The sequence below is a fragment of the Streptomyces sp. NPDC001068 genome (genome assembly GCF_042897315.1).
Taxonomy (GTDB): domain Bacteria; phylum Actinomycetota; class Actinomycetes; order Streptomycetales; family Streptomycetaceae; genus Streptomyces.
Window position 1 is genome coordinate 1 of the sequence record NZ_JBIAYD010000021.1, and the last position, 18841, is coordinate 18841.

Consider the following 18841-nt stretch of genomic DNA (forward strand, 5'->3'; position numbering starts at 1 on the left):
CATGAAGAAGGGCACCGCGCTGCTGCTGGCCACCGGAATGCCGGTCGCGCAGATCGATCTGCGCCCCTGGTACACCGAGAAGGAGATGACCCACATCGGCCCGCAGAAGCTGGCCGAGGAGAAGGCCATCACCAAGCGGGCCGTGGCCGCCTACGAGGATCGGAAGGCCGCCCGCAGTGACGGATGAACACGGCGACCCGGGTCCGCCGCTGGACGTGCCGGTCACGATGTTCGAGGACGTCGAGGACCTCAAGGCCGCCGTGGCCCGGCTGACGGCCCAGGTCGAGGCGCTGACCAAGGTCGAGGGCCAGAAACCGGGCGAGGCCTCCGCCGAGGTCGAGGAGACGGCCGGCGAGGACGCCGTCGAAGCGGCCGACGAGGGCGACCAGGAGTGGCAGTACCCGCCGCTGATCCTGCTGTTGGACTCGCCCGCCTACGACGACGAACTGCGCGCCCTCACCGAGTGGGTGGAAGGCGTCCTCGTACCCGGATACCTCGCGGAGCCGTCTGCCGACGCCCGCTGGTGCCACCTGTGGTTCGAGCACACGCCCGCTGTGGCCCGGCTGCACGCCCTGTGGCTTGCCTGGCAGGAGTGCACCGACCCGGTGAGCTGCGGCTACACCGGACCCAGCGTGTGGCACCGAGACCACCTGGACCCGTGCATGCGCGAGCTGCGCGGGCCCATCGGCCCCTTCGCAGGGTGCACCAAACGCGAGCACGGAGTCGTGCACCGGATGCCGGTGCTCGTGCCCAGCGCATGGCGCCAGGACGGCGCCTGAACGCCCGCAGCTCGCTGAACGCCGGGCATGCCCGGCCCGACTTCGATCACGTACGGCACGGGGAGAGAGCACATGGGGGAACGGTTCGCGACGCCGGAAGACGTACTGAGCTACTGGCGCCTTGAGGAAGGCGACCGCTTCCGGATCGCTGAGACGAAGGACGAGGCAGCCAGCCGCCGACACAACGTCCGCCGCCGCGGTGAACAGGCCAGCGACGCCGAGCTGGTCGGCGAAGCGCTGGTCGTGGCCCGGATCCACTACCCCGACGCGAACCGGTACCGGTGGGGCGTCTTCCACGCCGAAACCGCGCAACCCGTCCTCACGCTGGAGCTGGAGGACGTCAGGCCCTCGGACAACGGTGACAGGGCCCGGGAGCTAGCGCAGGCCCTGGACCAGTGGCGGGACGCGGCGACGCAGGAGCCGTTCGACTGGACGAGCGAGGGCCTGGTCGACCGGCTCCGCTCGCCGTACGGCCGCGGCATGCTCGACCAGGTCCGCGGCACGGACCCCGGGAGCCGCTGGGTGGGCACCGTGTCCGCCGACCCGACGTCCTGGGAGACCGACGACGGGCAGACGTACCGGTACGACCACGACGCGGACTCCGTCTCGGTCTTCGACCCAGACGGGCTGCTGATTGCGCGCGGCGACCGCAAGTTCGACGTGAAGACGAAGAAGAGCGCGACGATCGGCGAGATGCGCGACGGCCGGCACATCGCCGGACAGCGCGTCAGCGACTTCGTCAGCAACGCCGTGTGGCAGCACCGCATCGCCCAGATGGAGCCCGAAGCCCGGGACGACGTCTGGATCTACTACCGCGACCACCGGCCCATCGTGCACGGCACCGACAAGTACGCCGACGACTGGCCCGCCATGAAAGCCCTGCTGCGCTCTGCAGGCTTCACCTGGAGCGGCTACGCGAAGGCCTACGTCACCGCAGGCACCACCCGGAACATCTCCCGAGCCCAGAGCGTCGACCGGCTCGCCCGGGCCCTGTACGAACAGGGGCGCATGGTGGAGATCCGCGCGGATGAGGACCGGCTGCGCGGTGTCCTCGCGCCCGCCGCACCGCCCCCGTCCGCCGCCCCGGTCGCGCCGGCGCCGCAGGCCCCGCCGCTCACTCCGCAGGACCTGACGACCGAGCAACTCACCGCCGAACTGGCCCGGCTGGACGAGGAGCGCCGCAGCGCCGCGTACGGAAGCCCGCGGCACGCGCAGATCGACAAGCAAGTCGCCCTGCTGAAGGCGGAGCACGACGAACGCCAGGTTGTGCAGTTGGCGGACCGGCCCGACCCGGCGGGGATGGGCGACGCCGAGATGGAGGCAGAGCGAGAGGAGCTGCAACCGGCCCTGCGCACCCGCATGTACACGCATGCGTACGCGGACGACACCCCCCTCGGGGCGGCCCGCCGGGAACGGCTCGAACTGCTGCGAGCCGAACACGGACGACGCACGGCCGTCGAGCTGGAAGCCCGCACGCCGGTCAACCAGATGAAGGACGAGGACCTCAAGGCCGAGGGCGTCCAACTCGCCAAGGACCGGCACGCGCCGCCCCGGGAGGCGCGGGACGCCATGGACAGCCGGGTATCAGCGGTCGGCAAAGAACTCGCCGACCGCCGCCTCCAAGTGTGGGGAGAGCAGCCTCCCGTCGACGGGTACGACGACATCGAACTCTCCGAGGCCCTGGAAGCCGTCCGCGGGACGCGGCTGTCCGAGGCCGAATTCGCGGGCTCGCCCCCGGCGAAGGAGCGCGTGGAGAAGGCGATCGATGCACGCCGGAAGGCGCTCCAGGAAGAGATCAAGAAGCGGGACGAGAAGGCCTTCACCACCCTGCTGGAGACGGACGGCCGCATCCGCCTGGAGACCTCCTCCTACACCAGTGACAGCAACACCAGAGTCAAGATCGACAACCGGTGGTACGGCTCCTTCACCGACTTCTACCCGGGGTGGCGGGCGCGGCTGTGGCGCGGAGTGGAGATCACCCACGACGAGGTGTGGCGCACCGATGCCCTGCGCTGGCTGATCGAGCAGTACGAGAAGGACCCGGAGACCCGCGACACCCGCACCTGGGGTCCCTACGCCGACGTCGAGCTGCTCCCGGCGTTCGCCGAGCAGCTCACCGCCCACCAGTACAACGGCCTCTCGCCCTCCGGGGCGGAGGAGAAGTACCTGATCGAGGAGATCGCCGACTCCTCTCGCTCCCAGACGTTCGACGCGTACGGCAACAAGCGGATGATGCACCTCCTCGATCTGCCCGAGCGCACCCTTCCCGCTCTGGAGCAGATGGGGCGTCGCCTGCTCGCATTGATCGACGAAGAGCTGGACTCCGACGACCGCAAGGTACGGGCGAAGGCCAAGTCGGTCCGCCCGAAGATCCTGGCCACGCTGGACGACCTCGTGTCGCTGCTCGGGACACACCGCCTGGAACCCCTGACGGCGGATAATACGAACACTGGTACATCTCAGGACGGAGACACAGACGGTGAGCGACTACGCGAGGACGGCCCGTCGGCACTGGGAGACCTTCCGGCCCCAGGAGCTGGGACAGATGGAGGACCCGGAGGCGTTCTTCCAGGACCTGGAGAGGGACGTACAGCAGCGGATCGCGGAGCTGACCCAGGAGAAGATGGGCGAACCGATGCTGGAGACGGACCCCCAGCGGCGGGCGGGCAAGTTGAAAGCAGCCCAGCAGATGGCCCGGGAACAGGCGCTGAGGGAGATCGTGTTCCTGCCGCCGGAGGAGGAGAGCCGGGACGCGGAGCTGCCCCGCTAACCTTCCGCCCCACCTCCCAGGACGACCTGGCTCCGGCCGGCGAGCGGGCCAAGGCCGCAGCCAACCTCGAAGCCGTCCGCGTCCTCAAGCGTGTACGGGAAGAAGCGCCCCGGCCGGCGACGGCCGCCGAACAGCAGATACTTGCCCGCTGGTCCGGCTGGGGATCGGTCCCCGAGATCTTCGCGGCCCGGCCCCGCGAGGACGACCCCGCGTTCGGGCCGGGCGGCGAGCGGGACGGCGGCTACGCGGCCGCCGCAGCACGCTGGGAAGCCCTCGCGGACGTCCGCGACCCCCTGCGCACGCTCCTCAACGATGACGAGTGGAGCGCGGCCGCCGCCTCCACCCTCAGCGCCCACTACACCCCGCCCGAGATCACAGCCGCCCTGTGGGAGGCCCTGACTGATCTCGGGTTCGACGGCGGAGACGTCCTGGAGCCCGGCTCCGGCGCAGGCGTCACCTTCGGCACCGCCCCCGACACGGCCCGGCTGACCGGCGTCGAGATCGACCCGACCAGCGCCGCCATCTCGCGCCTGCTGGCCCCCGGCGTGAGCGTGCTGAACGAGTCGTTCGCCGACACCGTCGCCCCCGACGGAGCGTTCGACGCCACGGTGGGAAACGTGCCCTTCGCCCGCGTCGCGCTGTTCGACCCGAAGCACAACAAGGGCCGTTACCGCATCCACAATCACTTCCTGGTCAAGAGCGTCGCGTTGACCCGTCCCGGCGGCATCGTCGCCCTGATCACCTCCCGGCACACCCTGGACGCCCTTCTGGCAGCCGCACGCCAGGACCTCCTCGGCGATGCCGACCTGCTGGGGGCAGTGCGGCTGCCGAACAAGGCCTTCGCCCGTTCGGCGGGCACCGACGTCGTCACCGACATCCTGATCCTGCGCCGCCGCATCGAGGGAGAGGGGACCTTCGACCCGGGCACGGAGGGATACCAGGACTCGGACTGGGTGAGGTCCGTCCAGCACGAGATCGGCGAGCACACCCTGCCGGTCAACAGCTACTTCCTCGCCCACCCCGAGCACGTACTCGGCACTCTGACGACGCGCATGGGGGCGCGGGGACCCGAGGTCGCCGTCGACGGCGACCCCGACGTCTCCATCGCACTGCGCACCGCGCTGCGGCAGATCACCGACAGGGCCGTTCTCGCACGGCGCTCGTACACCCCGCACCCCGAAGGACCGCACCGCCCGCACCTCCGGTTGAAGCCCGCGGCCGACCTCCAGGACTTCACCGGCCGCCTGTCCGCAGACGCGGACGGCAAGCTGTGGCAGGCCTCCAGCGACGGCGAACAGACCGCCGTCGACCTGCCCGCCGATCAGCACGCCCAGCTGGCCGCGCTGATCGAACTCAAGGACCTGGTACGCGGCCTCAATGAGCTGGACCGCTCCGGCTCGGACCGGGCCCTTGCCGACGACCACCGGCGCCTGACCAAGCAGACCTACGAGCGGTACGTCGCCGCCCACGGGCCGCTGTCCCGCCCACGGCAGCAGCAGCACGTCACGACCACGACAGACGCCGGCGACGTCACCGGGCTGACCGGCTGGGGGTACTTCCTCAACGACCCGCAGGCCTACGAGGTCCTCGCGCTGGAGATGTGGGAGGCGGGCACCGAGACGGTTCACGTCTCGGAGGTCCTCGATCACGCACCCGCCGCCCGCAGCAGCCTCTTGGGGCAGCACACCGACGACCCGCAGCTAGCGCTGGACACCGTGGTCGCCGAACGCGGCCGCGTCGACCTTCCCCACATCGCCTGGATGCTCCAGGTCGACGAGGACGAGGCCCGCCGGCGCCTGGGCCGCTCCGTGTTCAACGACCCGCTCACGCCCGAACTCCACTACAGCGCCGACTACCTATCCGGCGACGTACGCACCAAGCTGCAGATCGCCCGGCAGGCCGCCCGGCGCGACCCCTCCTTCCAGGTCAACGTCGCCGAACTCGAACGCGTCCTGCCGCGCGAGATGCTGCCCGGCCAGTTCGCCGTCAGCCTGGGCGCCGCCTGGATCCCCGACGACCTGGTGCAGGAGTTCTTCCGGTCGTACCTCGGAGACGCGCACCTGACGATCCAGCACTCCGGCAACGGCAACTGGCACATCCTCAAAGGCCGCGGCCTGAGCGAAGAGGACGAGGTCAAGCACACGGCGGGCGGACTCGCCCCGCTTGCCCTGCTCAACCGGGTCCTCAACGGCGGCGCCATGACCGGCCGCCCGTCGGACGACGAGGAAGCCGCCCGCGCCGTGCGGGTCAAGGCCGAGGAGTGGCGCGACGCGTTCCAGACGTGGGTCCTGGACGACTCCGTTCGCGCCGCCCGGACCGCAGACGTCTACAACCGCCAGATGAACAACCGGGTGGTCCGCGACTTCACCGGCTCGCGGCCCTCCCTCGCCGGACTCGATCCCGACTTCGACCCGTACGACCACCAGTTGGCGGCCGCGGCCCGGATGGCGCATGAGCGCTGCCTGGTCCTGTCCCACGTCGTCGGCGCCGGCAAGACGGGCGCGCTGGCCATCGGCATGATGGCCATGAGGAACAGCGGCCAGATCGACAAGCCCATGGTGGCGGTGCCGAACTACCTGGTCGAGCAGTGGGAAGGAGAGGTCCGACGCCTCTACCCGACCGCCCGGATCCTCACGCTGACCAGCGCCGACCTTGCCGACGGCAAGCGTGACCGGATGCTCCAGTACGTCCGCGCCAACAGCTTCGACATGATCATCGTGTCGCACTCGCTGTTCGACTCGCTCCCGCTGAGCCCGGATTTCTACGAGTTCTACAACAACACCGAACTGCAGAAACTCGACGCGCAGATCCTCCACGAGCGGCGCCGCGAGGGTAAGTCGATCAGCCTCAAGCAGCTCCAGGAGCGGCGCCAGCAGTACGAAGAGGAACTCAAGGCCAAGGCGGCCGCCTACCGCGTGCCCGGCCAGGTCTACATCGACGACCTCGGCGTGGACTTTTTCGCGATCGACGAGGCGCACGAGTACAAGAACCTCGCCGTCCGCTCGAAGATCCCCGGCGCCCGCGTCTCCGGATCCGCCAAGGCCCAGCACCTGCACGCGGTGCTGGAGTGGGCCCGCATGAACAAGCCCAAGGGGCCCATGGGCTGCCTGGCCACCGGCACGCCGCTCTCGAACGCCATCGGCGAACTGCACTCCCTCCTGCTGCAGGCCTACCCGGAACTGCTGCGGGCCCTGGGCATCGAGGAGTTCGACGCCTTCGCCAGCATGTACGGGCGTCTGGTCGAGCGCTTGGAGATGACCGTCGACGGGAAGGGCTTCAAGTCCGTCGAGCGGTTCGCGTCCTTCCACAGCGTCAACTCGCTGCTGCGTCAGCTCTGGCTGCCCGCCGTCGACTACAAGGACGAAGAGGACCTCGGCCTGGTGCTGCCGAGTCTCGCGGGCGGCCAGCCGGAGCTGATGCTGGTGCCCCCCACCGCTGACCAGGAACAGCGGATGCACGAACTCGGCGAGCGGTACGAGGCCTTCCACAAGGGAGGCGTCGACAAGAGCATCGACAACCCGCTGAGCATCAACAACGACGCCCGGGTCATCGCCCTGGACCCCCGGTTGATCGACGCGGAGGCCGAGCCCGGCAACAAGCTCCGCGTGCTCGCCGACCGGGTCGCCGCCGAGTACCACGAGACGAAGAACAACCGCTACACCTACAGCACCGAGGACCTCCGCCCGCACCCCGTAGCCGGCGCCTTGCAGATGGTGTTCCTCAACCACGGCACGCCGGGCGCCAACAACCGCGGCCACTTCAACGCCTACCAGGAGTTCAAGGACCTCCTGATCGCGCGAGACGTACCCGCCGACAAGATCGACTTCATCCACGATGCGTCGCGCGCCGACCAGCGCCGCAAGCTGGTCGCACGCGCCAACCACGGTGGCTGCAACGTCCTGATCGGTTCCACCCAGCGCATGGGCAAGGGCCTGAACGCGCAGAACCGCTGCACCGCCCTCTACCACGCGGACCCGGACTACCGGCCCGCCGACATGAAGCAGAAGGACGGCCGGGCACGTCGGAAGGGCAACCAGAACAAGAACGTCAAGATCGTCTGGGTGGCCACGGAGAAGACCTTCGACTCACGGATGTACGGCATCCTCGCCACGAAGGCCAAGGGTTTCGACCAGCTTTACAAGGCCCGGCTCGACGCCGGTACGGACGAGATCCAGGAAGTCGACGAGGCCCTCGTTCCTTACGAGGAAGCCATGGCGATCATCTCCGGCAACGTGTATCTGATCGCACAGGAGGAACTGCGCAAGCAGGTGCGTACCCTCACCCTGGATCAGAACAACCGGGCCACCCAACGGGCCATCGTCCACCAGAGGGTCGAGCGGCTCAACAAGGAGATCAGCTCCCTGGCCCGCGACATCAACCGGCGAGGCGCCGTCCTGCCGTCCCTGCGCCCGGTCCTCGGGGACGACTTCCGCATCACCCTGAGCGGCCTCGAATACACCAAGCACAAGGACGCGGCCGCACCTCTCACCGATGCTCTGGCAGGGGTCCTGCGGGACCTGCCGGAGAGGCGAGCCTTCAACCCGGAGACGACCCTGGGACAGCTCGGCGGCCGCGACCTCGTCGCGGTGGCCTTCCGCGACGACCGGGGGGAGCCCTTCCTCCGTGTCCACCTGGACGGCCTCCCCGGCTCCCTCAGCCGCTTCGACTCGGCCGAACTGGCCATCCTCAAGGGCGAGACACTCCTGCGGCGCCTGACCAAGACCATCACGGACGCCCCAGAGCGGCAGATCGAGGACCAGGGGAACCGCAGGGCCAAGCAGGAGAGCCGCCACAAGCTGCTCGTGCAAGGCGAGCAACTGCGCGGCCAGGTGCCCGGCCTCGCACGGGTCCGGGAGCGCCTGAGCCTCATCGATGCGCTGGTCGTCGCGCAGATCGCTGTGAACAAGGCAGGCGAGCCCGCCAAGGATGAGTCGGCAACTGCTGCCGAGCAGCGCGCCAAGGCCCTCGCCCGGCGCGATGAGCTTCAACAGCAGTTGGACACCTTCAACGCCACCCCACCGCCGGAGGAGTCATCCGAAGCAGGGGAAGCCCTGCTCGATCTCGATGACCTGCGGCCGCGCGACCCGGCCTCCCTCTCCGCCGATGCGAGGGAAAGCGAAGCCGCGATCCTGCGCGCCCACATCACAGTCCACGGTGACCCGGACGGCAGGGTTACCGACCGTCTCGCGGAACTCGATGTCCCGGAAGTCGCGGGCGCTCTGATGGAGTCGATGGACGGTTTCGTGACCGCGGCGCCGCGCGAAGCGGCCGGACCTTCCCTCGAACGAGCCGACGAGGCCGCCAGCACACCGGCAGCGCCCGACCCAGCGGCCGCCGACGTCACGACCGCCAGTTCGGCACGTTCCGACGAAACGAATCCGGCCGAGGAGCAGCCGACACCGGTGCCGGAGGGGCAGACCGAGGCGACCGACACGGGCGTCGTCACCCCGCCCGCTGCACCGCGGCCCCCCGGCGTTCCTGCAGCGCCAGCCGACAGCTTCTCGGCTTCGGACGAGGAACTGTACAACCAGGTCCCCGGCCTCGTTGCCGGGCCGGGCGTGGTCGAGCCCGGCATGCATGTGGAGTTCTTGCCTGGGTTCAGGCCGGGGGCACGGACCCGGTACCCCCACGGCGGCGAGATCGTGAGTGTGGGCACCACAAACGTCCGGTGGCGCCCTTACAAGTGGCACCAAGACGTCCGCACCCCGCTGGAGCACATGCGCATCGACGCTGGAACCCACCTGAACATGAGGGAGGATGTCCGACGCTTCAAAGCAGCCCGCGACGCCGGGCAGCCAGTGCCACAGACTCCCGACTGGTGCTTTTGGAGCCTTGCCGAGCACCTGGCTTATGCCGGCCGGACCGCCGAACAGCGCCCCGGCCCTTTGGTGATCATTCCGTGCGGGTCCTCGAAACTGGACCACGCGGCACCCGCCGGTGAGCTGTACGTGGGCTCTTACCACCGGAGTTGCCGGGCGGCGGCGGACGCTCTCACCGCGGACGGGGGGACCGTCCTCATCCTGTCCGCCCTGTACGGCCTCGTGCCCTTGGAGCAGGAGATCGAGCCGTACGACCTCCGCATGGGTCAACTGGGATCCGTCGCCGTCGAGAAGCTGCGCGAGCAGGCTCAAGAGCTGGGTGTCGACGGCGCGCAGGAGGTCGTCATCCTTGCCGGGGAGACATACACCGACGCCGCACTTCTGGTGTGGCCGGAGGCCTCAACCCCGCTGGCGGGACTGGGCGGGATGGGTTACCACCTCCAGTACCTGGCCAGGCTTGCCGCCGATCCTTCCGCCACGGTGACTCCCCAGCCCCCGGAGGAGCGGCCTCAGGAGGAGACCACCGAGAGCCCAGGGACCGGCAGCCCGCTGCAGGAGCTGATCGACGGCTTCGGGGACCGTGTGGTGATCGGACACATCGGAGGCCCCCAAACGGGTGCTACGCCCCCCAAGGAGCCTGCGCAACCCCGCACCGAAAAGCCCGCCCTCACGGACGAGACGACCTCCGAGGTGTCCGGAGGGCCCGCGCCGGAGTCCACCGAACACCCGACTGGTGGCGTGGACGACCAGAACCCCGGATCCGGCGGGGACGGGATGGGCACGGCTGACCTGTTCGAGACGTTCGGCCTTCCCCAACCTGCCCGTGTTCCAGCTCCGTCTCCGGAAGTCCCGTCCGAGACCCCGCCCGAGGAGGAGGCCAGCAGCGCCCCGGTCGAGCAGGAAGAGGTCCTGTTCCAGGTGCCTACGGGCGAAGGGGCGTCGGGAGCCGACGGCCAGCCCGGGCCCACGGTTGGTGTTGAGGACCTCAACGCCGCGGCGGTGCTGCGGCACTACGAGCCTCTCCTCGCGGTAGTCGGGCTCAGCGGCGCCGATGCAGCCGCCTACCTCTCCGGTGAAGCCGCCGCCGATCCCGGTTCCGACACCCCCTTCGACCGCCTGATGGACGACATCGGGCGCCGCGCGGACCGGGCCGGAGGCATCTCCCAGCAGGGGCGAGCGGTCACGATGCGGGACGTCAGCGAGGACCGGCACACCCTGCACCGGCACCTGACAGACCTCGCCATCGGGGCAGCCGACGTACGGCAAGGACGCAAGGAGCCGTTCGGGATCGACCTGGCGAGCATCCTGGCCGACCCCGACTCCCGGCTCTCCCTGCCCGACACCCCCGAGTGGCGCCTTGCCGCAGCCGTCCCCACCGGCCAAGTCGTCGTGGCCCACCACCCGGAGACGGGGTACGCCGTCTACAACACCCTCCGCCGGCGCAAGGCGGGGGAGGTGCTGCGAGCGCAGCGCTTCCGGTGGGATCCCGACACCGTCCCGGAGGGGGTGTGGCGCCCACGGACCGGCCAGTCCGAGGACGAGCAGCGCGAGGCTGTCCGCGCACTGCTCGATGCCTTGGCCGAGGCAGGCGTCACGCATGCGACACACGGCCAGATGCCCGGCCCGGCAGAACCGTCCCAGGAGGCATCGCCCACCCCCAGTCCGGCGGAGACAGGAGAGGAGGCCGCCTCCGTCGCCTCGGGGCAGCCTACTGAGGCAGAGGCACAGCTTGAAGAGGCGGCCGCGCGGCCGGGCTCGTCGGCTTCACGCGGTGCCGGGCGGGAGCGCCTGGTCAGTGCGGACGGACGCCTGACGTTCACTCTGCCGGTCGTCCCAGAGGACGCTGGATTCCACCAGGCGGCCGTGGAGGGCTATCAGCGGCGACGTGCCGAGTTTGCCGCCGTCGTCGAGGCGAAGGACGTGCAGGCGGCCCAGACTCCGGAGGAGCGAACCGAACAGCTCACCGAGTGGCGCCGTTCCTTCTCCGGCGTCAACGGGCTGGAGCCTTTCCGGCCGTACGCCGCTCCGCGCCTGATCAAGGGGACGCAGTCGCGCGGGTTCGCCCCCCAGTCGTTCACTGTCGGCTCGTCACTGACCTGGCGGGACGAACAGAGCGGCCTGCAGGTGACCGGGCAGGTGATGTCGCCTGGTGCCGCCCACGACACCTGGTACGTCAGCACCGACCGCAGCGGCCACACGGGTGAGTACCACGTGCTGACCCGGAGCGGGAAGAAGAAGTCCGGCTACCACTACTCCATCAACGGCGCCGCCGTGGACGTGCAGCCCGCAGAAGGGCTCGGGGAGCAGATGCCGTTGGAGGACCTGGCGGGGGTGGACTCCATTCCCGCCCGGCCCATCACCTCGTACGCCGATTACATTCCCGGCGGCATTTGGGCCCCCGTCCGAGAATCGATCCCGGTGACCGTAGGCAAGGCCCGGGCCGACACCGAACTCGGTGAGGTGGCGATCCCTGTCACCGCCGACGGCATCCCCTTCTCAGTGATCGTGAACCGCAACGACGACACGGGCACTGAGACCTTCCAGCCGTGCGTCGTGGTCGACGGCGAAGTCCGTCGTGCCCTGCGGCCGATGGAGACCAGAGGCGAAGCCGTCGACGCCTGCGTGCGGCTGGCCAGAGACGCACGCGAGAACTTCGACAAGCCCCTTCGAGGGCGTGGCCGCGACCACGAACTCACCCTGGCCGCGGACGGCGTGTGCGGCGCCTGCAGTCTGCAGGAGGACAACAACGCCACGAACAGCCTCTACCGCGTCGACAACGGCGATCCCCAGTGCATTGACCACGTCGAATCGTCCTACGGCGTGGAGAAAGCAGATCTGCACGCCCTCGCCGAAGCCGTGCAGCTCTGGACGCTTCGCGTGGCTCCCCAGCAGCCGGCCGAAAACGACACCGTCCCCGAGTCACCCACAGAGGAGACCGCCGAGCAGATGACGGCGGCTGCGCCGGACGAGCCGCACGAGGTCGATCGCGAGGCGCTCCAAGGCGGCAACCGGATCACGGCAGTCGTGAGCGGACTGAGCATCGAGTGGGACGGAGAGGCCTGGGGCCTGCCCCGGCCGGAAACGGCCACCGTCACCGGCACCGTCTTCCCCGGGTACCGCGACTACCGGCAGAACGCCACGCTCCTCGATGCCGTGATCGTCGACCAGACCGGAAAGGAGGTGGCCGCTCCGGACCGCCTCTACCTCAGGAACCTGCCCGCGAAGGTGCAGCTCCTCCCGGCCGAACACCGTGACGACCTTCGGCCCGAGCCCCGCACCGTGGCGCAGGTCCGCCTGGGGGACCTCATCGCAGAGGGCGGGGCGCGAGGCGAGTCCGTCACCGAACTGCGGTACGGCAGCAACCGCAGGGGCAGCGTCACGGGGTTCTCCACCCGCGACGTGGCCACAGGCGCCGCAAACGGCTTCGCCCTGGACTTCACGGACGAGGTCCAGATCGTGCCCCGTGAGCGGCGACGACCGCAGGACGTCGCCGCGGTGTTCGGCCACCACGGCAGCGACCACCGGGTCGCGGTAGAGACCCGGCAGACGTACGAGCTGCACACTGCCGTCACGGAGGTCGCCTCGCGTGTCTGGCCGAACGGCGACACCGGCCCCCAGAGCGAGATCCAGGCACTGAGTGCAGCGATCGGCGCGATCGACGCGGCCGCGAAGGGCGTGGACGCCTACCGGGCCAACGCCGCGGCGATGGAGGCCGCCGACGCTGCCGCGGCCGCGCTATTCGCCGCCACCGACGACGACATGCTCATCCACTATGTCGGCGAGCCGCTCCACCGACTGCGCCAGCACCTGGACGTTCAGGCCCAGCGGCTGCACGCGGACGTGGCCCACCTGATCCAGCGGGCGGCCGCCGCGCCGGCGGCGAACCCGAGCGCCGCCGACGTGTCCACCCCGCACACCCCTGACGAACAGGGCGCACAGGACCAGCCGACCCAACACACCAGGGAAGGGGAAGACGTGGCCTCCCATGGCACGGGCGAGACCGAACAACTCGGCCTGTTCGGCGACCCGGAGCAGGACCCGTCAGTGGGCCCGACGGAGCCGGAGACGGCACCGGACAGCGGGGACCTTGGGGCGCAGCTTCAGGCGGCGCTCATCGAGGGCGAGACGATCGCCCCCGCATCGTTCACCGACGGGCGCGAACCGGCAGCGGGCTGGATCCTGACAACGGCGGCCGGGCACACGTTCCGGCTCCGCCCTGTGACGCACTCCCTCGCGGGTGCGGACCAGTGGGATGCCGGTCACGATGCTGACGCCTCCTACTGGTGGGGCGCGAACGTGGAGGACCGGCCCCTTGCCACCGTGCTGGCGCGGATCCGTGAGGACTCGGCGACCCGCAGCCGGTTCGCTTCCCTGTGGGCCCGGTACGGGCACCTGACGGCGCAGGCCCCCGAGTTCGAGACGACCACGGACCGCCTCCAGCTCGAAGAAGGGGTGTACCTGGTCCACCGGTTCGGCCGCATCGGCCTGATCGCGTCGTGCCGGTGGGGCTGGGAACACCTGACCGACCCGGACGGCGCGGAGGGCCGCACCGGCGAGGAGTGGTCCCGGAAGGGCCCGGACAAGAGGCAGTACGTCTCCGAATGGAAGATCTGGAACTCAGCCCAGGACGACATCCCGAACACGCGGCTACGCGTCTTGGCCCAGCTCACGGACGACATGGCCGACACACCGGACGCGTACTGCGATGCGTCGGCCCCGTACGTGGGCAAGTGCAGCGCGAAGCGCTCGGGCAGCCGGTACACGGTCTCCGTCGTCGATGACCAGGGCAGCGAGCTTGGCTGCTACACCGTGTGCGCCCGGTGCCTGTCTCACCGGCTCCTGCGCGACGAGGACCAGCAGATCGGTACCCGCGACGTACTCAGCCTCGCTGAGGACCTTGCCAAGGGGGATCCGAAGGTCAGCGACCTGCACTGGAACCAGTGGCCCGACCGAATCGCCGAGGTCACCGGGCAGATGCTGTCGGCCGCACTGGAAGCCGGAGAGACCGCCCCGTGGCCCACGCAGGCACTTACGGCTCAGATCATCGCCGAAGCGTGCGAAGCGGGTGATGACCGCGCCATGCGTGAGGCGCGAGCGGAGGCGAGGGTTGCGGGCGGGGACGCGAAGGCGCAGAAGCGGGCGGCGAAGGAGGCGCTCGCAGCCCGCCAGGACAGGCCTGGGCTGGTCGCCCGGCGCGGCGTGACCGACAAGGAAGAAGCGGACGAAGCCGACCGCACGGCCGTTGCGATCCTCGAACTCGCAGGATCGGGATGGGAGGGCAGCGGCGCGGCGCCGGAGTCTGCCGAGCAGGCGACCGAGGCCGTCGCCGTCGACATCAGCGCGCTGACCGTCAGCCCGCGGGTCCACAACGGGGAGCCGTCCTCGTACGAGTTCACCGTCACCGGCCCTGGGCTGACCGTCGGCACGTACAACATCTCCCACGACTGCCAGGGCCCGGGCGCGCGGGGGATCATGTGGCGCGCGTACTGGCACGGCGTAGAGCCGTCGGGTCAGTGGGACGTGATCGGCATCGGTATCGGCAAGGGCGAGAGCGCGGCCCTGGCGGCCGTCGCTGAGCATGCGGCCAACGCCGGCGGGGACGTGACCGCCGGGTTCACCGTCGCCCGCCGCATGCACTACGACAGCGGAGAGTGGCTCCTGCCGGACGTCGGGGAGTCGGAGGCGATCGAGTACAACCCTGACGGTTCGTGGACGATCACCGCCAAGACAGGCGCCCCGTACACGGTCCGCTATGAGTGGGAAGGCCGCACCGCTTCCGGTGATCTGGCTCCGCTCGTAATCGAGGACCAGGCGGGGTCCCTGGTCGCATCCTGCAAGGCCGTCGACGGCTACATGTCCGCATGGGAGCCGATGCTCGAACGGCTTCGCCTCCACGCCACGGCGGTTGCCGAGGAGGTGCCACACGCGACGGTCGTCACCCTTGGCGGGCCGACCCAGGAGTGGGTCGAGGCCTGGTGCGTGTGCACCTGGACCGAACGCGCCGATGTCACCGGATACGCCTACGTCGACCGTTCCCCCGCCGGTGAGGCACTGGCTCTGGCGCACCACCAGGCCCGCCACCTGGAGGCGGCGACAGCGGATGCGGCTCCGCAGCCTGTCGCAGCCGTGGTGACGCCGACGCCGGACGACGCCGCGCAGACCGAAATCGCACAGGCACCGGCCGTCGCTGAACTGCCGGAGCTGGACGCGGTGCTCCTGGACGTGGACCTGCCGCAGCTCGATGCCGCCGAGCCGTACGGCACCGACGAGGAAGCAAAGACAGACATCGACCGGCTGGGCAAGGCGTTCGCGCGATGGGACGCGTTGCCCACGGTCCAGCGCTACTACGACGCCGACCGGCAGCAGCGTCCCGACGGCAGCGACGAGCCGACCAACCCCGTGGCTCAACTCGCGGCGGCCTACCAGGACACCGCGCAGTTCCTGAGCGACAACCCGGCAGGCACGCCGGAAGACATGGTGCGCCAGGTCCACACGGTGGCGGTCTGGAGCGGCGCCCTGGAGGCCGTGGCCGCCGAGGACCTGCGGGGGCCGCTGCGAGAGGTGCGGGAGGCCGCCGCCCTCCTGGCCTCTCGCTCGCAGGCGACGGTGGAGGCCTTCGAGGCAGAGCTGGCCGCCCTCGCCGCGAACTCCGGAGAGCAGGCCGCCGTCGACCTGGAGAGCGCGGCCGCCGAGCCGGGCCCCGACGAACAGGTGTCCGCGGACGTCGACAGCGAGCCGAAGCCCGAGGAGAGCAGCACCGAGCCGGGTCTTGGCGAACCGGCCGACGACACCGATGCAGCAGAGTCGGGAGGGGAGACGCCGATCACGACGGACTCCGACTCGGACGATGCCACAGAGGACGATCCGAGGACGGAGCCTGAGGAAGCCAGCGCACCGTCCTCCACGACGGCCCCCGGACCAGCGGAGGTTCACACGCCGGACCCGGAGGGCGCACAGGAGCCCGCCGCACCGCCGATCGAACCGACCCCGGCGGACGCCGAGACGGACAGTGACGCGAACGACGAGCAGGCACCCGGCCCCCAAGAGGTGCCGCAGCCGCTGGCCGACGACGTGGCAGTCCCAGAGAACGTCCTGCCGGACGCCCATCAACCTGCGGCAGCGACGGACGAACTCCCCGTCGGCCAGGACGACGAGGGTGAAGAGCCCGACGGCACCGACACCCCGAACTCCGCGCCCTATGGCGCCCCCGAAATGGAGGACACAGCGATGACCACGCCCCCCGTGTCGGAACCGGAAGCCGCCGAGGCAGATGCGGTGACGGTGGAAGATCCGCCGGAGCCCCAGCGCTGGACCGACTCCCGTCCGTTCCCTCTCGACCCGGACTTCGAACTACGTCTGTCGGGCTTCGATGGACAGGAAGCCGACTCGGGTGAAGTGTGGTTCCGGGGCGGCCCCGTCGCGGACCTGCAACAGAATGACGACAGGTGGTGGATCGGGAGGAACAGGGACTACGCCCTTCCTCACGACGCCACCGCACCGCTGGCCACGGTCTTCGACGCCGCCGAACAGATCGCGGTCCAGTACTCCGCCGTCATCGGTCACCCCTACGGAGAGCCACCTGTCGCGGCCGTAGGAGACAGCCCCAACGCACTCGCGGACGTTCTGCGCTCCGAGTTGAGCGAAGCCGCCGCGCGGCATGGGCGGTCACTCGTCAGCTTCGCCGAGTTGGTCGCAGACGGGTACAGCACGAGCAACCCCCACGCCGTCGAGATGCTTACGCGGTTGAACACCATGGCCCAGGCCACCTCGAACGCCTACACGGCGCCGCAGATGGCCCACGCCCTGTCCGACGTCTGGCAGGCAGCCGAAGGCTGGCGCGAGAGCCTCCCGTACGACTTCGACAACACTGAACGACAGCTCCTCGGCTACCCGCTCGCCCAACTCCTCGTTGACGTCCGCCGACTGGAAGAGCGGCTGGAGATCACCGGGAACCAGGCCCGTGCAGAAAGGGCCGCCGCTGAACGTGCGGCCGCCGAAGCTGCCCCGGCCGTCTCCCCGCCGGCGCAGGATGCGCCCCAGCAGCCGGTCGAGCCCACCCCGGCAGCAGACACCGGCCGCCCCACCGAGAACCCGACGACCGAAGCACTGACGTCGCAGGACATGCCGGAGGTGACATGGCACGACGTGACGGAGTCCCCGGACGCTGAAGCCTCGGCGCCCGAGGGCGCCGACGTCGAGGTGGACGCGCCCGCTGACGTGCTGCTGAATCCCGAAACCGCCGCCCTCCAGACGTCCGCAGGAACGTCGGAGGCACCAACAGAGGACAAGGACGCGGTCGCCGAGGTAGGGGACGCAGCGACCACCCCGCAGGCCCCGGCCGAAGAGGCAGCGGAGGAAGCCGCACCCGACGAGGATGACGGCCCAACTCCCGACCACGCCGTCAACGCCATCCGTCAGGCACTCGAAGACGCCCTCCAGCAGGCCGACGACCAGGCGGCGCCATCAGTGCAACCCGGCGACCTGCCCCTGTGGACTGGCTCCGAGACTGCACACGCCGACACCGCGGCGGTGGAGGCCCCGAGGGAACCGATAGACGTCCGCGCCGCGTTCGAACCGGTCCTGGAGGCCTGGCAGGAGCACGTGCCGCCGGAGCGCGGCACAGTGAAGGACCTGCTTGCCGACCTCAACGCCGACCTCGACGCGATGCAACGGTCCCTCGCTGAGGCCGCATCCACGGTCCCGCCAGCAGCGCCACCCGCGATCGAAGGCCCGGCAGACACCACCATCGGGGAGCCAGAGGAAGCGACGGTGACCGCGTCACTTCCTCAGCAGGCCGCCGCCGTCAACGTCGCCCTCCAGCAAGCCGATACACACGCCGCCGCGCTCCAGGACTTCCCGGAGTGGCAGAAGATCCAGACGTTGCGCGGCGCGTTCGGCCACCTGGTCAGCGTCATTAAGGAGCGGGCCGGGGAGCAGTTCGACCGGCTGATGGAGGACAACCGCGTCGGCGAGTTCTTCCGCAAGGTCTCAATCAAGGCTTGCGAGAAGGTGGCCGGGTGGGCCCAGGCCGGGGCCGACTGGCTCCGCCGCCGAGGCGAGGGGGCCGACGCTCCAGGCGTCGAAGCGCTGCGGAACGTCGCCGATACTGCCACCGCCTACCGAACTCCCGGCGGGAGGCGAAACGGGCCGCCCCCGCCGGCGGCGCGGGAGCCTGCATCCGCCACGGTGGACATCCCGGCGATGAATCAACTTGGGGAGGCACTGTCCCGGCCGATGCCCGGCGCCAGGGACGGGCGGGGCACACGCGTCTCCGCTGCGGCCGCGCGGGGCAAGTCGACCACGCTCGCCGCAGCGATGGGCCTCGGCTCCGGGAAGAAGAAGCCGGGCGGCCCCACGGAGCAGGCGGGACACCTGCGCCGCAGCGGTGCTGACCCGCAGCAGGATGCGGCCAGGCCGACGCAGCGGTAGGCCACAGACGAGGGCCCGGACCGCCGACGTCGGCGATCCGGGCC

At 70.1% G+C, this 18841-nt stretch carries 2 protein-coding genes and 1 pseudogene; all 3 read left to right on the forward strand.

Features of this window, described 5'->3' with window-relative positions:
* Positions 1-187, forward strand: a pseudogene (locus ACFY3I_RS39900) (hypothetical protein); the annotation flags it as partial.
* Entirely contained in the window at positions 177-779 is a 603-nt protein-coding gene (locus tag ACFY3I_RS39905; RefSeq protein ID WP_390865842.1) for a DUF4913 domain-containing protein, read from the forward strand. The pseudogene ACFY3I_RS39900 and the gene ACFY3I_RS39905, both read left to right, overlap by 11 nt.
* Positions 780-851: 72 nt before the next feature.
* Entirely contained in the window at positions 852-18797 is a 17946-nt protein-coding gene (locus ACFY3I_RS39910) for a DUF6884 domain-containing protein (protein ID WP_390865843.1), read from the forward strand.
* Positions 18798-18841 lie beyond the last annotated feature (44 nt).

Excerpts from the sequence above, each read along its gene's own strand:
- ACFY3I_RS39910 (WP_390865843.1), top strand. The coding sequence starts at position 852 with ATGGGGGAACGGTTCGCGACGCCGGAAGACGTACTGAGCTACTGGCGC.